Annotated in this window: 17 protein-coding genes; 9 read left to right on the top strand and 8 right to left on the bottom strand. The window is 40.8% G+C overall.

Annotated elements, in window-relative coordinates; all coding sequences use genetic code 11:
- Positions 1–152 precede the first annotated feature (152 nt).
- On the top strand, positions 153–1,340 hold the full coding sequence (locus DZK30_RS23130) for a GAF domain-containing sensor histidine kinase (protein ID WP_118976575.1): 1,188 nt from the start codon (positions 153–155) through the stop codon (positions 1,338–1,340).
- Positions 1,341–1,695: 355 nt separating this feature from the next.
- Here the strand turns inward: DZK30_RS23130 and DZK30_RS23125 are convergent, their stop codons facing one another.
- The 3 genes from DZK30_RS23125 to DZK30_RS23115 are packed head-to-tail and all read right to left on the bottom strand — an operon-like array spanning position 1,696 to position 4,637.
- Positions 1,696–2,253 carry a LytR/AlgR family response regulator transcription factor gene (locus DZK30_RS23125; RefSeq protein ID WP_118976574.1) on the bottom strand — a complete coding sequence of 186 codons (558 nt, stop codon included), beginning with the start codon at positions 2,251–2,253 and terminating at the stop codon, positions 1,696–1,698.
- Between the two features lie 10 nt (positions 2,254–2,263).
- Positions 2,264–3,268, bottom strand: coding sequence for a sensor histidine kinase (locus DZK30_RS23120; RefSeq protein WP_118976573.1), 1,005 nt, complete (start codon positions 3,266–3,268; stop codon positions 2,264–2,266).
- The gene (locus DZK30_RS23115) at positions 3,255–4,637 is read right to left on the bottom strand and encodes a S41 family peptidase (protein ID WP_118976572.1); all 1,383 of its coding nucleotides are present in this window, start codon (positions 4,635–4,637) and stop codon (positions 3,255–3,257) included. The genes DZK30_RS23120 and DZK30_RS23115 overlap by 14 nt, the downstream gene beginning before the upstream one ends.
- A gap of 1,139 nt (positions 4,638–5,776) precedes the next feature.
- Here DZK30_RS23115 and DZK30_RS23110 point away from each other — a divergent pair.
- The 6 genes from DZK30_RS23110 to DZK30_RS23085 all read left to right on the top strand — a co-directional run bounded on the left by DZK30_RS23110 (position 5,777) and on the right by DZK30_RS23085 (position 10,761).
- A complete protein-coding gene (locus tag DZK30_RS23110; protein ID WP_118976571.1) occupies positions 5,777–6,034 on the top strand; it encodes a hypothetical protein in 258 nt (85 codons plus the stop codon).
- A gap of 95 nt (positions 6,035–6,129) precedes the next feature.
- Entirely contained in the window at positions 6,130–6,381 is a 252-nt protein-coding gene (locus DZK30_RS26100) for a hypothetical protein (RefSeq protein ID WP_162903372.1), read from the top strand.
- Between the two features lie 142 nt (positions 6,382–6,523).
- Positions 6,524–7,498 (top strand): hypothetical protein, encoded by a 975-nt coding sequence (locus DZK30_RS23105; protein WP_162903371.1) that lies wholly within the window; start codon positions 6,524–6,526, stop codon positions 7,496–7,498.
- Between the two features lie 96 nt (positions 7,499–7,594).
- Complete coding sequence (locus DZK30_RS23100; protein ID WP_162903370.1) at positions 7,595–8,443, top strand: ATP-grasp domain-containing protein; 849 nt, start codon at positions 7,595–7,597, stop codon at positions 8,441–8,443.
- A 166-nt stretch (positions 8,444–8,609) separates the two neighbouring features.
- Positions 8,610–9,686: a grasp-with-spasm system SPASM domain peptide maturase gene (gene gwsS / locus DZK30_RS23090; RefSeq protein WP_118976567.1), complete on the top strand. Its 1,077-nt coding sequence runs from the start codon at positions 8,610–8,612 to the stop codon at positions 9,684–9,686.
- Between the two features lies 1 nt (position 9,687).
- Positions 9,688–10,761 carry a hypothetical protein gene (locus tag DZK30_RS23085; protein ID WP_118976566.1) on the top strand — a complete coding sequence of 358 codons (1,074 nt, stop codon included), beginning with the start codon at positions 9,688–9,690 and terminating at the stop codon, positions 10,759–10,761.
- 85 nt (positions 10,762–10,846) lie between these two features.
- Here DZK30_RS23085 and DZK30_RS23080 read toward each other — a convergent pair whose 3' ends face one another.
- The 5 genes from DZK30_RS23080 to DZK30_RS23055 all read right to left on the bottom strand — a co-directional run bounded on the left by DZK30_RS23080 (position 10,847) and on the right by DZK30_RS23055 (position 14,575).
- Positions 10,847–11,392 carry a hypothetical protein gene (locus DZK30_RS23080; RefSeq protein ID WP_118976565.1) on the bottom strand — a complete coding sequence of 182 codons (546 nt, stop codon included), beginning with the start codon at positions 11,390–11,392 and terminating at the stop codon, positions 10,847–10,849.
- Between the two features lie 15 nt (positions 11,393–11,407).
- A complete protein-coding gene (locus DZK30_RS23075; protein WP_118976564.1) occupies positions 11,408–12,394 on the bottom strand; it encodes a relaxase/mobilization nuclease domain-containing protein in 987 nt (328 codons plus the stop codon).
- Entirely contained in the window at positions 12,384–12,767 is a 384-nt protein-coding gene (locus DZK30_RS23070; protein ID WP_205529545.1) for a plasmid mobilization protein, read from the bottom strand. Before DZK30_RS23070 ends, DZK30_RS23075 begins: the two co-directional genes overlap by 11 nt.
- Before the next feature lie 140 nt (positions 12,768–12,907).
- Positions 12,908–13,849: a toprim domain-containing protein gene (locus DZK30_RS23065; RefSeq protein ID WP_118976563.1), complete on the bottom strand. Its 942-nt coding sequence runs from the start codon at positions 13,847–13,849 to the stop codon at positions 12,908–12,910.
- 423 nt (positions 13,850–14,272) lie between these two features.
- Complete coding sequence (locus DZK30_RS23055) at positions 14,273–14,575, bottom strand: helix-turn-helix domain-containing protein (RefSeq protein ID WP_118976561.1); 303 nt, start codon at positions 14,573–14,575, stop codon at positions 14,273–14,275.
- A gap of 505 nt (positions 14,576–15,080) precedes the next feature.
- Here DZK30_RS23055 and DZK30_RS23050 point away from each other — a divergent pair.
- Both DZK30_RS23050 and DZK30_RS23045 read left to right on the top strand, forming a co-directional pair.
- Positions 15,081–16,979 (top strand): hypothetical protein, encoded by a 1,899-nt coding sequence (locus DZK30_RS23050; protein ID WP_118976560.1) that lies wholly within the window; start codon positions 15,081–15,083, stop codon positions 16,977–16,979.
- A gap of 44 nt (positions 16,980–17,023) precedes the next feature.
- Positions 17,024–17,305, top strand: coding sequence for a hypothetical protein (locus DZK30_RS23045; protein ID WP_118976559.1), 282 nt, complete (start codon positions 17,024–17,026; stop codon positions 17,303–17,305).
- The last annotated feature ends 165 nt before the right edge of the window (positions 17,306–17,470 follow it).

The raw sequence follows: 17,470 nt of genomic DNA, 5'->3' as shown, positions 1-17,470 counted from the left end.
GGAAAGTGCTGTCGCAAAACTTGTTGTACCTTTAATCGCTATTATTTATAGTTCGTAGACGAATAGGCCGCGGGTTAGGGCACATTGATTATCATTGTAAAAAGAATAGTAAAAATATTGTCTCTTTGGTGTGTATTCCTAAACCTCGATAAATGACAAATTTACCCCTTGAATTACAGGCGGATCTGTTGGCAATAGGTGAGATTGATGCGATTCCGTCTATTTTAAAAGTGTTGTGTCATACGACTGGAATGGGATTTGCTGCAGTTGCCCGCGTCACCGAAAAAAAATGGATAGCTTGTGCGGTGGAGGATCGCATCAACTTTGGTCTTTCGCCAGGCGGGGAACTGGTTGTTGAGACAACAATTTGCCATGAAATAAGACAGACCGGACGAGCTGTGGTATTCAATCATGCTTCTCAGAACGAGATCTACCAAAAGCATCATACACCCCGGCTGTACGGGATCGAAAGCTATATTTCTGTCCCTATCGTTACAAAATCAGGAGCGTTCTTTGGTACCCTCTGTGCCATTGACCCAAGACCTGCCGAAGTCGAAAATGAGCAGGTCATTCAGATGTTTGAGCTATATGCCGATTTAATTGCGTTTCATCTGCATGCGCTTGAGCAAAAATCCTTTTCTGAAATGCAATTGCGGGAAGAACGGCTTAATTCTGAGCTAAGAGAACAATTCATTGCAGTTCTCGGGCATGATTTGCGCAACCCCGCCGGAGCAGTTGCCAATGTGGCGAGTCTGCTGCTAGGCCTCCCTTTAAATGAACAGGTAAAGCAATTAGCCGGTGTTCTTCAAAATTCCGCTTACCGCATGAAAGGGCTAATCGACAACATTATGGATTTCGCTCAGGGCAGACTGGGTAGCGGAATAATACTTGATATAAAGGAGGTCGACGCCGGCGCCGTGATCAAACAGGTAGTAGGAGAGCTTTTACTGATATGGCCGGAACAGCATATAGAAACGGATATTAAATTATCCACTTCTATCCATTGTGATGCCTTGCGGCTCGCCCAATTGCTTTCCAATATATTAAGCAATGCCATTTCGCATGGCAAACAGAACGAGCCTGTCCGGGTCGAAGCCAAAGTGAGCAATAACCGGTTTGTACTGTCCGTTTCGAATACCGGGACACCTATCCCGGATCATATTAAGGATCGGCTTTTTCAGCCATTCTTCAGAGGGAATGAAAAATCTAAAAACACGCAAGGTTTAGGCCTTGGGCTATACATTTCCTCCGAGATTGCGAAGGCGCATGGTGGCACGTTAATTGTCGATTCCAGTGCCGAAAAAACATGCTTTACGCTGGATATTCCGACTGTGGCATAGCCATGCGCAACCGGTAAGAATCGGGATCAAAGCCTGCAGGCGCCTGCTGCAAGTAAGTCACATCCCGTGGCACGCGCACTGTCATCCTGTTCGCAGCTTAAAATCTCTTCCATTGAAAAAGGATATTTGTATACATTAAAAGAGGGCTATTCCCTCAGTTTAGGCGATTGCCCTCGCGGGACGAAACTTTAAAATGCTATACCTACCTTGTTTCTTAAAAAACGACATTCAGATTGAATATGAATATTGTTCCAAAATATAAAATAGGGACTTCAATAGCAATCAATAAACAAAAGGTGTTGGACTACTTTTACAAGTATATTGATCACAAAAAAGAGAATGAAGACGTAGAAACTTATACTTGCAAGGATAACGCTATTCTTTCAACTTCGCTTAAGGTAACATATACAGAAGTCGTTTTGCTTTGCTGATGGATCTCGACAAAATTCCTTTTACTTTCGATGTATTGGATTCCTTGTAAGGTGATTTTCTCTACCTGACTCTTAACCCCCGTTTTGACATATACATAGTCCACTTCCGCTTCCTCTGATTTGTGACTTACTATTGTATCCCGTGCTTTTTGAACTGCACGAAGAAAGCGAGGTAGAGAAATGGGCTTAAGCAGGAAATCGACGACGTTAAGTTCATAACCTTGTACCGCATATTGTTCATAGGCAGTCGTAAAGATTACTTTAGACTTTCCATTGATTGCATTTATAACTTCTATGCCAGAAAGCTCCGGCATTTGCACATCCAGGAAAAGCAGATCGACATTGCAGTTGTTGATCGTATTGATCGCTTCCACTGCCTTAGTGGTCGCCAGTACCAGATTTAGATTGGGTACCTGCTCAACATAGTGCTTAAGAATCTCGATAGAATGTTGCTCATCGTCAACAATGATGCAATTGATCATAGCAATGTTTTTAGGTGAATATTGTCAGTGAGGCATGGAATACTTCATCTTTGGTCTCTACTGCAAAATGATAATTTTCTCCGTAGGCTCTATGAAGCCTCTTTATTACGTTCTTTAGCCCAATACCGGTGGACAGTTCTTTTGGTCCCTTTCGGATCTTGTTCCGGGTTTGGAAGATGATCCGGCCGTTTTGCTCTGCCTTCAATAGGATTTCTGCTGGATGACCAGGCTCGTTGAGCACGCCGTATTTAAAGACGTTTTCTGTAAGTGTCATTAGCACTATCGGTATTATCCTGGAAACATGTATGGGCCCTCCTTGTGTGAAATTCAGATAAAAGTCGCCATTGAAGCGAAGTCGATTTATCTCAATGAGGTTAGACAGATGCGTTGCTTCATCTCCAAGGTTAACAAATCCCCGCTCATTTTGCGGTCTGATTGTGTAGCGCATAATATCGGCAAGAAGCATAATACAGTTAGAAAGCTCCTTATCTTTTGGCAAAGCCTTCGCGTAAAGAAGGTCTAAGGTATTGTACAGGAAATGTGGATTGATTTGTGCTCGTAAGGCAAGGGTTTCCTCCTGAAATTTCTCTTCTTGGCTTTTCAATACTTCCTTTTGCTTGCTAATGGATTTCACCAGAAAGTAGTATGCCATTGCATAAAAGAAAGCGTTTATGATCCAAGTAAAGCATGTAGGAAACCAAATTCTTACAGGGAGCATTCCATACTGTGGCTCAAAAAAGGTTGCGAAAAAATAGTACCGGATATAATAACGCATTACAATCCAAAGGGCGATTATTATCGCGAATCTAAAAACACCAATGATAATAAGCCCAATGGTCTTTTTTGAAAACTTCGTTATAGCATAATAAAGCGTGTAGAACAAAAAGATGTTCTGAGTTAGAAAGAAGATCAATTCCTTTGGCAGGGTCATCAAAGGATCTTGAATTGAATCGATCACATACGCTGCGAAGAATAAAGGCACCCAAAAAAGGATATGCCATTTAATGTTTTTCATAGTATCGCTTTACAAAATCTACCCAGTCAGTTTCTGAATCACTTATTTGGACATCCGGCTCAATGCCCTTTCCGTCCAACCTGGATTCACCTGGAGGAATATTTCTGCGAGTAGTAGCTATGTAGAGTTTGTATTTTCCCGATGGAGTATTTTGTGGGTAGAAATTTAGATAATCTATAGCGCCCATGGTATGCTCGCCAAATAGCCTAACGCGGCTACTATGTTTTGCATCCAACAAAAATATTTCACATGCACTTTGACAACCAAAATTTACTATAATGCTTATTTTCTTGGGATATTCATAAACATAATCTTGTTTAAATGTATCGGTAGGAAATTGAATAAACTTTCCTGTGCTATCATTGTTTAAAGCGATTAGCTTTTTCATCCAATTGATGTGAGCGGTATCCTTCCCTCCATCCTCAACATATTTTTCAAGGGACTGCTGTTTGTTATATCCTTCGTCCTTCGTAGCATAAAGAGATCCAGCCACCGAAGCAAACGGTTTAGTATAGAACAATGGATAAAGCGGATCATAAACGCGAGCAGATCCGCCAGTATTATTTCGAACGTCTATGATTAAATGACTGCATTTGGTTATCAATTCCTGATTACTGCGCAATATTTTTGTTACAATATTTTCATTCATCGGGATACTGGTGGGAATTGAAAGCAGAAATGTTGTGTCATTCAGCCATTTACCCTTGGCAGAGTCTGACAGTGGTGTCAACGTGGGCAGGACTTGAGCAGATGTTGCCCTTAGCTTTCGCCATTTATAATATGGCCCCATAGTCATTATCGAGTCACTCCTGAACTTTGATGTCACATAGTAGCTCAATCCTGATCGTACCCCCATAGCCCGCGTAAAATACTGATCGGTTGACCTCTGTTCAAGTTCGCATAACAATGTGCCTGGTAAAACAGAGCTATTAGCAGCACATTTTATTACGTAACCTCTGTAACAATCCTTTGAACCCTGAATTCTTTGCAACCCAATTATGCAGTTGTTTGTTTCTGTAATCCAAAAACCTTCGTAAACTTCTTTGTCCTTTCGAGTCCCAAAATATCCTCTGATCATATTCAGATTGCTATAGCATTCAGCTGAGTCTTGGAATTCCTTGTTCCGAAATAAATCAAGATGGCGGTCTTTAAAGAAGTCAATTATTATCGCCATAGCTTTAAAGCTATCAGTCTTGTAAGTTTTCGCCGTCTTGGTTACAAAACTATCGAATTCGAAGCCATGTGTTTTCTCAATGAAGCCGGGATAGTCCAGTTTGATCTTTTCAACGACAAAGTCGAAATCTGATTGTTGCGCATGAGCTATTGTAGAAAACGCAGCGATTGATACAATGAGTAAAATGATCCTCATAAGTCAGTTATCTGTTATTGCTGCTAAGCTTAGGATTGATTAAAGGCTTAGCAGCTAATGATTGTTTTAATTGCCTAAAACCGTACAGACATTATCTCCCGGAGTTCTCGATTGGCATCCCCCTCCTTTTGATTCGCATGCACTGCTCGGCTTAGGATCGGTTAAGGGAGGCCCCGGCTTATTAATTGGCACTGAGGGCGGGTTTCCCCCTAAAAACAATTGTTGTTCATCCAAAGTTAAGCCATGCACCCAGATTTTTTTTAACAGCAGCCTTTGTTTCTGTGCATTTATGCCCTTTTTCATAGGAATTATGTTTTAAGATTAAAAATTATTAGCAAATATAGATTAACAAGCTTTAAACCTATTCAAGGCCAGACATAAAGCTTAATTGTAAGGACGAACGCAAGGATTGCCGATATATCAGCTGGTGTTATGCAGCCATTTTACCTAACGAATTATTATATATTTAGAAAGGAAATGTAATGCTTATTCTATATTGGTGTCCTTGCAAAACGATTATTCGTCAGATTTGCTTTTTTTGCCCTGGCCTGTCTATTATATTTGCTCATACATTGCGTTAAAAGGATTGTTAGGGTGGATATTCCGGAGGCCTTGACCATGTCATTCCGGCATTCTATAACCAGGAAAAGTATTAATTATCAATAGCCTTTATGGTCAACTGGCTACGGAATCTACTCGTCAGGCCTGTCGGAATTTCCAGTCTTAGCTGGGTACTACTTAATAGCAAGTTGTAGACCCGAAGGGTAAGACTTTATCGGAAATACTGCTAAATATTTTTGGGGAGAATATGAAATAGTTTTTACGTTTGTCCCGTTTCATGCTGATAGTAGCGCAGATCCACCAACCAAACCAAGACATGGCATTTCTATCCGCTGCTTCGGCAACCACTGTTGCTGCAACTATTGTTGATAGGGAGCATCTGAAGGCGGGGGTTAACCAATAGGAATATAGAGCGTTGCTACATAGTCTGTAGCTAAAATATTTTTGCGCAAAGATTGCGGGATTATACCCAGTTGACCCAAAGAAAAAATAATGGGTAGACGCTGAACAACTGCTCCAGGGCGTTACATCATCATGTAAAAGACAGGAGCGGATATCTCAAATTCTAAATTAAAACTATGGAATTCGAAACAATGGGCTGCAAGAAATTCAGCCAGCTTTCTCACGATGAGATGATTTTGGTAAAAGGCGGCGGTGACACCGGCGGTGGTTCGTCCGTGATAGGCGTTTGGACGGTTCAAGTCCCCTGTGCTTCGCAAAATGGGGGGGTAGAATACAGGACCGAACAGCGAACTAAAATACGGACATGGACATCTGATGCTATCGCTGCAGATGGTGGCGCCTGCTATTGGGGTGAAGGGTTCGGCTGGATATAAAGTGCAACAGGCATGCATCTTAAGCCTGCATTAATTGGTGCACGCTGAATATTCTCTACGGCGATAAGACAAGAGATTTCCTAAATTCCCATCTTATGAAGTTTGAAAAAATAGGAAGCACGAAGTTTAATCCGCTACCTGAAGCACAAATGCCTCTTGTGAAAGGTGGCTACGCAACAGGAGGTGGTTCTGAACAGTGCGGTATACCTACAAGGGATGATGCCAACGATTGCTGGACTGTCCCAATGAGATTCTGGAGTTCTGACAGTTTTGAAAATGGTGTTTGGTGTTATAATAATCAATCTTTGGGTGGCATATCAACTCATACGTTGAATCCCAGAAGTTAAAGCAAGTAAAGATTTACCCGATCAAATGATCGGGTAAATCTATTTTTATATAGCTCGTAAAAACTGGTCACGAATGTGTCGAAAGGAATTGGTTGCAATAATATTGTCGTGGTTAATGGTGATATGTATCACCCCGAAAATAATGGCGGAGAAAATCTATAATGAGAAAATCTGCGCAGCCGAACTGGCCGTTATCGATCACAGCTATGATCAAGCGGGCACGTTATATGAAGAAGCTTTTAAGCTCAACCCAAAGCCGTTAGTAAATGATTTATACAATGCTCTTATGGTAGCTATTGCCCAACAAAATGCCAAAGAGGCATTTGCCTATGCATCAAACCTGGCGTCTTTGGGTGTAGGAGCATCTTTTTTTGAACGGAAGGCTGCATTTTTTTGGCTAAAAAAGATGTCTGCGTGGCCTAAGCTTGTTAAGCAGGCAAAGGCTGGTAAAAAGTATGTCAATTTACAATCGGAGCTTAATGCTTTAGCACAAGAACACCAAAGGATCATCGACAAGAGTTATCAAAATGTTTCCAGTGATACTTTAAATGTCTTGTCAACAAAGAAAAAAGAAATCGAGCAAAAACTACAAGTGCTGTTCGACAAAAACGGCGGTTATCTATCCGAATATGAAATAGGCGTTAACATCAAAGATGATACTGTGATTGTCCCGCCAATATTCACCGACATTCTTAAAATGAGGTATGTCGATTTATCCAGTCATCAAGTATACTACATGAGTCAGGATTCTATTGCACAAATGCTTATGCAGGCGGAAAGGGAGGGTAAGGTAAGCTTTGAATTTATGGCGGGTAATTTGACAAATGCATCGATCGACAGCGCAGCGGTTAAATCGGTTTTATTATCGGGCTGTAATTTTTACCTGTGCCTTTTACCGGGTCAGACAGAAAGTGCGATAAACGACCGTAGAAAGGCATTAGGTCTATGCAGCGTTGGCGAATATTTAAAGAAGATTCATTTTAATGTTTCTAACCCACATAGCCCCTTTAAAATTGGGCCGGATTTAGCCTCTTATTTCAGTTCTGATTACCAGGATGTCAATTCTCAGCTGGTCAGGAACTGCATCTTTATCGAGAAGCGTCCGGACTGTAAATAAGCTTTATAAATGGTTCTTATACATAGCAGGCAGCAAGACGACACGACAATAGAGATCATTCAATGGATAAGGTCAATTGGCAAAAAGACTTTCAGGGTGAATAAAGTTTCTGATCTTGAAGACATCTCCTTAGAGGTTTCTCGCGGAAATATTGAGGCAGTATATTTGAATGGCTCTGGAATGTTATATCCAAGAATTGAGACGACCGATCCATTGTTGCAATATCATCTTAGGGAATACTTGAAAAATGACGCAATAGCTGTGTGGCAATACCTTTTTGCAACCTATCTGAAGAACCTGAACGCTTTTGGTAACCTGCCATTTCCTGGCAATATGCTTAATAAGCTCAATGTTCTGGAGGCTGCAAAAAACCTTGGCCTTGCCATACCGGGATATGAAATTGTTTACAAGAGAGACAGGATGAACGAGCTAAAAGAGACATGGGAGCGGATTATCTGCAAGCCCCTTGCTGATGGCGTAAGTATAGTGACCGACGAAGTAATCATCACCGGGCAATACACTGAAGAAATCTCTTCAAAAGATATTGCCGGTTTCGAAGATATTTTTTCCCCCACTTTGATACAGCAATTGGTAGCCAAGATTTTTGAAATCAGGGTTTTCTTTTTTAGAGAAAAGCTCTATTCATTGGCCTTGTTTTCTCAATCTGATAGAACATCTCAAATTGATAGCCGATTGAACAATCTGAAGTCACCCCAACGCCAGGTGCCTTTTATCTTGCCCGATGAACTACAAGATAAAATAAAGCTGTTGATGTCGGAACTGACGCTGGATTATGGTTCGCTTGATTTCATCGTTACACCGGAGAATAACTTTGTGTTTTTAGAAGTAAACCCCTACGGCCAATATGGCTTTTTATCGAAGTCCGGCAATTTTTACATTGAAAAAGAAATAGCAGAATATTTATGCACATCCAGCAAGTTATAAAGCAGGGAGATTGGAAGCTCGTACCGGCAACCTTTTTCTACCTTAAACCGCTAAAACAATCGGAGATATTGATTGCAAACAGGTTCGCCTCGGTTGCCAAATACGAGTGTCTATACTGCAATGTTTATCCTTTTCATAAGCCCATTACAAAAATGCTGTAAGCTACATGAGACAGGATACACCTTTTAAAATTTTTGCCAATTGCATCCCTGTAAAGGGAGCCACCAGAAGCGTTTTTTGCGACCTTCAACGCAACAAGGTGCATTTAATCCCACATGCGCTTTATACCATTGTTACCGAACATCAGGGGTGTACAATCAAACAAATTAAGGCGGCTTTCGAAAATAAATACGATGAATACATTGACGAGTACTTCCAGTTTCTAGAAGGGGAGGAGCTTATCTTCTACACTGAAATGCCTCAACTTTTCCCCGACCTGGATTTGAAGTGGGACTATCCATTTGAAATTAGCAATTGTATTCTGGATTTAGACGGTCAGTCTAATTTCGACTTTACTTCTATCCTACTAGGTTTAAACCAGCTTGATTGTAAATATCTTGAAGTGCGTGGCTACACAGCATTGCCGATGTCTGTATACGAATCGCTGTTGAATGCGGCACAAAATACTACCGTCACTTCCATTACCTTAATCTTAGCGGATAATGATGATTGCGATTTGGAAGATTGGGAGAATTTATGTGACACCTACAGCCGGGTGTGTGGCGTAACGATTCACGGGCATGCCGAGCAGCTATCAAGACATTCAGCCAAGTTTTCGATTCCCATCAAGACAGTCACACGGATTTTGAATGATGAAACATGCTGCGGAAACATAAAAGAGCACTACTTCACCAGCAATACAGAAACCTTTGCTGAAGCTCAAAAATATAATACATGTCTCAACAGGAAAATAAGCATCGACAGAGGTGGCAACATTAAAAATTGCCCTTCCCTGCCCGAGAGGTTTGGCAATATTCACTCGATATCACTGCCGGAAGCAACAAAACAACCAGGGTTTAAAAAATATTGGGGTATCGGCAAAGACCAGATTGCAGTTTGCAAGGACTGTGAATTTCGATACGTCTGCACCGATTGCAGGGCATACGTTGAAGAACCAGGCAACATTTATAGCAAACCGCTAAAATGCGGTTATGATCCCTATACGTGCGAATGGGTAGAATGGAGTACACACCCCATGAAACAGGCGGCGATTGAACATTATAATTTAAAAACACTATGCTGATATGACTAAAACATTTTTGCTTGCGGCCATTATTTATCTGTTACAAAGCCTTAGCAACACAGGCCACGCCGCAGGATATGACTACAAAGGGTATGGCAAGATGGTAAACCTAGCCGAACTTGAGTTAATAGAAGGGCGATACATCGACGCGCTCCAATACTACGATTCTGCCTTTGCATTAAAAAAGGGAAGTCCCTTTCTGATCGACCTGTATAACGCCAGCGTTTGCGCTGTAAAAGCTGGCAAAAACGATCTTGCCATGAAATTGTGTAAAGAAATGGCAGATTTAGGGGTAGGCGGTGCGGCTTTTACGGCAACTAACGTGTATTATAATTTATTTAGCCATGTAGATTGGAAAGAGAACGTTAAGCACGCGGATGTCATAAGGGCAGCACTGTTGAAAAAAAATAGCCGGGTTTTAGCATTTGTTGACACCTTGGTTGTAAAAGATCAGGAGTACAACCATGCCTGGCGCAATTCAGGGATGGCAGAAAAGCAGCGGGACATCATGTATCTGAAAAACGATACAATTTCTCGTCAATTAAACGAAATATTGCGGACAAATAACTTTCTTGATGACCGGACTGTCGGTCCAAGCCTCGATGAAAATAAGACATTTAGCTACAATAAGCCTTTTGATGTCATTATTGTCCATAACTACCAAAACAGGTCGGGGGATACGGTGTTTAATGCGGTACTGAAAGATGCATTGGAAAGCGGCAAAATAACCCCTGATCGCTATGCAGCGTTGTTGGATATGGGTATTAATAATGGTGACAGGCCGTATTATGGCGAGTTACGTTTTTACATGCAATATAAATGCAAACTCTATGTTGATAATTTCAATAAAGAACGCCAGCAAAAGATCGATAGCAATCGTGCATCGATTGGTCTTTGTTCAACCAGCGACCTATTGAAAAAGGTTATCTTTCGAACAAAATACCCCGCAAATGATTTCAAGATTTCAGCACAACTTTCTATGCTGGGAAGCTTTGCAGACAAGCAATCTGAAGACATGATGCTGAAGGAAAGCTCGGTGGTTTTTGACCAGATACCCAATTGCAGGGAAATGTAGATATCGTGGAAACTAACATGATTTTTAGTTGACGCAAATTTACTACGTGTTCTGTCTTGTTAAAAACACTGGGCTTATTCATGCACTACTGTAACTCACCTGCATCCTCATAAGCTTTCTCCATCGATGCCTTTACCTTATCACTACTCCGGTCATATTGCAGGTGCCAGGCACGGTTGATACGATCATTTTTCAACTGTTGAAGCTGTATATCCTTACGGTTGTTGCTCTGGTGCACGCCGAATTTATACAAGTTATTAAGCAGTAGCATGGCCACGAGTAAGATCAGCCATCTTCCAAAAACGATCTTATAAAACAGCTTTCTGTCCTGTTCAGGGAACAATAAAATCTGAAACCTGCTGCGTTTTTGTTCAGATAACCGGTCTAATTTCGATTGGATTTTCAGCAGATCAATGTCAATATTCCGGGTGCTTTGCGCCGAAGGTTGTATAATACTATTCGGTTTAGTTTCCTTTTTAATCAGTTCAGACAACTGTTCCTGCATCAGATTTACGCCAGCTGCTAGGTTGTTGACGGCCTGGTTGATCGCCCTCAGGTCCTCTTCTTTTGCCTCCTCCCGCAGCAGGTAAAATGCTTTGCTGAGCGGTTGTTCTTCTTCGTTCTCTTCCATTTTTTATTAGATTTATTACCTTTTTATTCTCCGTTTTTTCTTTTTTCTTGCTTCTATTTCAATGGGATCAGCTGGGGCATATACAGCCGTATGGCCCATTAATGTTTCCAGCATAGAACCCACCCGGCTATTACTATTTTGCTGCTGCCCGCTATGACCGGCATATGGCCCAGGCTGTACATTGTCCTTTTGAAAAGCTTCTTTCTGACCATAGGCCGGACGGTCAACCGGCAGCCTTCGGCTGTTTTGTTGCAGTATTTTTTCGATGGTAGCCAGTGAATACCCGACCTCGCTTCCTTTGATTTTTACTTTCTTATCGTCAATAAACGAGATGCCCCGCGCCTTGATCACACCGTAGCCCAAGGCCTTTACCCGCCCTTCGAAATCCGTATAGCTAATCGCTTTACTGAGGATATTTTTAAGGTCATTTCTCAACCGTTCCTTACGGATATCCTGCCGTGGCAGCTGCCGTTCGCTGGCAGAAAGGAATGCCCTCGGGCTTAAAACTTCTTTCAGCTGATACTTTTTTTCCATCCTCCGGCAGAAGCCGGCCATGCGCGCATAGCTGTTGCTGTCGCTGGCCGCTTTGCCGTCAAAACCCACCCGGTTCGCTACGATATGGACGTGGGGCTCGTTGGCATCCTTATGCAGGATGGTCAGGAACTGGCGGTCTTCAAAGCCAAATTCCTTTGCGCATTCCCGCCCGATATCGATCCATTGCTGTTTGTTCAGCTTGTCGGAACCTGCAACCCGGAGCGAGATATGGAACACTGGCTTTTCAACCCTTTTGCTTAGCTTTTCCACCTCCCGGAAGGCAACGCTAAGTTCCCGGCTATTGCCGCCGCAAAGGTTATAATCCAGTACTTCAGCGCGATCCTTATGTTGCAAGCCATCCTGTTCAAAAAGCCTCAGCTTGTCCTTTTCCGAAAGTTCTTTTTTGTCTTCCAGGCAATACCGCAACAAATGCGAAGACGATTTGCCGATACTGATCTTACCGATCATAAAGCCATTTATTTAACTGGTTTTTGATTGATTGAATATCGTTTCGCGACTCCGTAAGCATAGCCCTTTCCAGGCCTGTAAGGTCATCTATGCCGTTCCTTTTGCGCGCGATCTGGTTGAGGTTCGATGCCATATTGCTGAGCAGGTTCATCCTCAAAATATCTCCCGGTAACATTTTCTGACGGACGTCGATCTTGCCTTTCAGTCCCATTTCCCGCAGGTATTCCGATACGGTAAGCGACGCGCTCCTGGCTTTGCGTTCAATGCTTTGCTGTTCTTCCCGGCTGCATTTCAAAGAAAGCACAATGCTCCGCTTCGATGCCTTTGGCGGCCTGCCGCCCTTGTTTTTTTGATGTAATTCCAACTGTTCCATGATCTTTCTGCACTTACATTTTTTATAAAGAACCGAATATTTATATGAGCAGGGCCAATCCCCATGAATACCGCCACAAAGCGGTATGAATGGGGCCAGTGGTTTTGGTATTACCAAAACATAGCTGGCTACTGAAGAAGCTAAATATGATGCCTGTAACCCCTGTTGATCCTGACCGGAGGCTTTTGATTTTGGAGCCATTCGTTTAAGTCTTTTTGCCCCCTGTAGAATTGACTGCTGTCCCTGAACTTTTCTGAGTCCCAGGAAAGGGCGAGCTTCGTACACTGGATACCCATCTTGTCCTGGTCAAGGTAGAGGCTGACGCGGCTGTGCTGCTCCATCAGCGCCTGTGCCTTTTCAAAGAAGGCCGTAGAATTCAGGATCAGGAAATTGGACAACGGGTCTTGCCGATGCCCTGGCATCGAAAGGAAAGAAAGGTAATTAAAGAAACCTTCAAAGACAGAAACGTCGCCGGAGTTGTTATCGAAAAAGGTAATGGCTTTTGGCGCACTGCTTCCTTTAAAATCCCGGCTTCTTAATTCGTAGCCCCCAGTATCGTTTTGGAAGCCGATGGCGGTATAGCTTTTGTTGTACAAAAGAAAATCAACCTCCTTGCAAAATGAATGGGCGATAGCCAGCGGAATTCTTCTTTCATCCAGGTAATCGGTAAGCGCCTTTGCGATAAGCGGACGGGTATCCAGGATGAGGATTTTGCTGTCAGGCTGCTCTTTCTTTTCACCAGCAAAGCCGGGGCTTGAGGGAAGGCCTGTCGCTGGTTTTTGTGGCGGGTGAAAAGAAAGGGCTTTCGATCTTTGGTAAGTTAACAAGCGGTAGAGCAGTTCACTCGTATTGCATTTGAAATAAAGCATGCCGAACGATAGCAAGTCGCCGCCTTTACCGCTGCCGTGATCAAACCAGATATTCTTTACGCGGTTGACCTTAAAGGAAGGTGTTTTTTCCTCCCGGAGAGGGGACAGGTACCAGTAGTCCTGGTTCCTGGTTTTTTGAGGATGATGGCCTAAGAAGGCCAGGTAGTCTACCAGGTCAATTTGTTTGGCCTGGGCGCAATTTATTTTTTCCATACTTCACATTTTCGTTTTCACATCAATTGCATTCACATGCCCACCGGCATTTCTTCATCTGATCTTTTTTTCCTGTTACTTTACCTCCTTGTTTTAATGAGCAGCCGTATAGGCTGCAGCAAGTTGTATTTTATTTCCGTTGTATAATTTGTCCCAACGGTCTTATGGAAAAATCTTTGTCTTTTCCCTTTCTGCTCTTAAATGTTCCCATATCCAATCACAAGCCAGCGTCTTCCAGTTTTTAATGGGGTTTCCTGTCTCGTTTTTCCATGACGTATTCTCACATTTCTGATAGAAGAAATCAGCATGTTCCTTGGCCATTCCTTGCTGTGAAAAATAAATCCTGACGTATGCTTTAGGCGGTGGGATATCGCGGCCGCAGCCGGCCTTAAAATCGCTTTTAGGGTTCTTCATCGTGATGAGTTAATGCTGCTGAAATTTCCTGCTGTCGAACATTTGCTCAATGTCCTGCCTGTCGTAATAGATCACCCCGCCGATCCGGGTATACGGCAGCGTGCCGTTAGTCCGCAGGGTGAGAAGCTTTCCAGCTGAGATACCTAGCAGCTTCCGTACTTCATGGGATTTGAGCCATTGTTTACTTGTCGCGGGTTTGCTACCCGATAAAAGGGTTTTAAATGATTCGAGCAGTTCGGTCTTGAACTGCGCCAAATCTTCTACGGTAATCAGTTGATCCCTGTAGAGCGTAGGTTTTTTTTCGTTGTACATTTTGCCTGTTTTCTCGTTCACAATTTCACTTTCACAATCCTTCGGTTAGGATCAGGTCATGTCAAAAATATTGAAACCAACATTGAATATGTTTAGTTAGACAAATTCTGACTAACTCAAAATTATTAAAACCAACATTAAAAGGGGGAGTTAGGTAAATTCTACTTAACAGAAAATCGATAATAATACCGTTTTTTCACTGTTATGCCTATTCAGTGCTACTGATCAATGTCGATCTGATCACTGCCATACCGCAACACATTCATATTAGAAACCGTTCTTTACCTAAAATGTGTATAACACCACAATGAGGCAATGGATTTGGAAAAGCATAATTCCCAGGATCTAAAATTGGGAAGAATATTGTACGTAGAATTGATATTGAAGGATTGGTTGAGAAGGGTTTGAGCAGATAAATAGTTAAATTTGCTAAAGCCTATGAATATCACAAATTCGTAGAATTGAATTTTGGATATCTCTTTAGCAAAAATTAGAATTCATACCAATGAAAAAAAAATTGGCATCAATATCAGAGAATCATCCTCTTGAATATTTCACTGATGAAATCAATATTCCTAATCAAAAGCTTATCAACGAAATAATAAAATATTTCGAAATAGGAGAGGGCTCTAGAGTTTTCGGACCTTTGGAAATATTAAATCTTCTTGAGCTGCAAATTAGTTTTATCAAATTAAATATACAGGATGGACCAAAGGTTATTTCCTCTTTACTGAACTTGCCTTTGAATAAACTTGAAAATCATGTGTTTTTGGGACTTATACTAAAATGGTTCGGTGGCTATCCAGTGTCCAATATGAATGACGATTTCGACACAACTCTTAAGCTTATTCAAAAGGAGTTTCTAAACTTTGATGTCGACACACCTGAAAAGAAATTTTGTAGGGCTGACGAAGAAGAAAGGAAGAAATTCTTGCGACTCGAAATAGCATTAAATGCTTCTTTAAAACACGGGATTAATGCAACAGAAATTTTGGAAAAATTGGAGAAGGATGAAAATGTGAAATTGTACGGACAATTTGATGAAATGTTTTATGATTTTGTAAAGAATGAAAAAATCTTGCAGTTTGCAAATAATCAAGACTACTTATTTGCGCAAAGCATTTATCATTACGAATTTAAAACATGGTTGTTTGACAAAAAGGAATTAGAGTATGGTAATGAACAACAGTTTAGAAATCTTCTTAGCATAAAATTATTCGGTGAGTTTTTAGACTCTAAAAACAAGATGAATAAAGAGCTTGAAAGGGAATCTATTTTGGGTTCCTCATTCAGGAAAAAACAATATTACGAGGCATATCCTGACTTGACAAGCCAAATAAACCTATTTCAGCGAGAATTTGAAAAATATAAATTTCCTTTTAAAAATATTTTTGAAAGCAATGACTCATTAAAAAACAAACTGTTTGATGAATTTAGCATTGCGCCACTGAAGCCTTCTTTTATCACTTTTCTTAGACAATTTTATTCTGTAGATGAGTACGATAGTGCAATAGCAGAGTATCATAAAAGAGTTGGAACTACAAAATCTAATCAATTAGTAGCTGCAAATTTTTATGCAGTGAGTGACTTTGAAAAAGATGTTTTTCGAATACAGGATGAATTCAATGATTTGTGCAAAACTGATGATCTTCATGGGAAATTTTATTGCCCGGATTTATCACTTACTGAGCTAGTCAAAAATTGTAGTTATTTGGATCAAAGGCTGGAGGTTCTAAAGAAGTCCATTTTTGATCCTGCAACAGATAAGTATAAGGAGGTTGAAATTGAAGCAAATAATATGAAAATATTACTGGATAAATTTAGTCCCGATATTAGAGGATATATCAAGAGTGCTATTATATCTGACAATGAAAATATTTTCATATACATAAGGTCCATTGGAAAAGGGTCGACAGATAAGAATCTAGTTGATAAATGGACTGATATAAAAGGCAAACTCAATGGAGTGCTTGAACACCGCGTTAAGTTACTAAATAACGATGAAAAAGTAAAATCTGGTTACAGAAAGACAGTTAAGGATAGCCTTCCTCAAATATTGGAAGATATTTTTATCGATACCTCCAATTCAGAAAAGTGCCTAGCTATTTTAAGAAATTTGGAAAGTCCTGTTATCAATGAATCGAATATTTACATTGGAAAGTTGAAAGGCATTTTCCCATTGTGGATTAAATTATTAAAAAGTAATAAACCGTCCCCTTTAATTGATCATTTTCCCGATATAGTTTACAAAGATTTACTAAATGCAAAAATCAAAAATCTGTACTTATCAAAAGATGCAAGTGAATTTCGAAAAAACTATAAGCGGCTTGAAAATTCTGGTGTAGAATCGGAAATTAAATTTCATCTTTCCCAACTTTCCCAAAATGGAAATTTGGGAAAGTAAGCAAATGGTCTTTGCCTTTTTTTGCTGAAAAATTAGAGTTTGATATGAAAAAAGCAAAAAAGGGTAAAACACAAAGACATTTGAACAATAGAACCGCTCACATAGGCAAAACTCGTAATGTAGAAAAAAACAAGAAAATGTTAATGATGTGGTCAATTTACATAGTTTCCTTTTGGTTATTAGCTATATTCTTGTTGGCAGCATGTAATAGAATTGTTAACTTAAATCTATCGGAAAAAACAATATCAATTTTACTTTATTTAGCAACTATTAAAGCTACTGGGATAGTCTCAATAATTATAAAAAGCTATTTTCAAACTAAATAGAAGATGTTTGTAAGAAAACATCATGCAATAACTTCAAATGGTTCTGAAAGCTTCCCTCAGTTAGTAACGTTTAAAACTAAGTCATTCCACTCAAATCTATGATCCTTGAGGAATGTCGGAAGGGCGTAGCCCTGAAGACGTTCCTCAAGGAATGCAACAGGCGGT

This window comes from Taibaiella koreensis (assembly GCF_003545715.1).
GTDB classification, from domain to species: Bacteria; Bacteroidota; Bacteroidia; order Chitinophagales; family Chitinophagaceae; genus Taibaiella; species Taibaiella koreensis.
The sequence above is the reverse complement of the archived record's forward strand: the minus strand, read 5'-3'. Positions and strand labels throughout refer to the sequence as shown.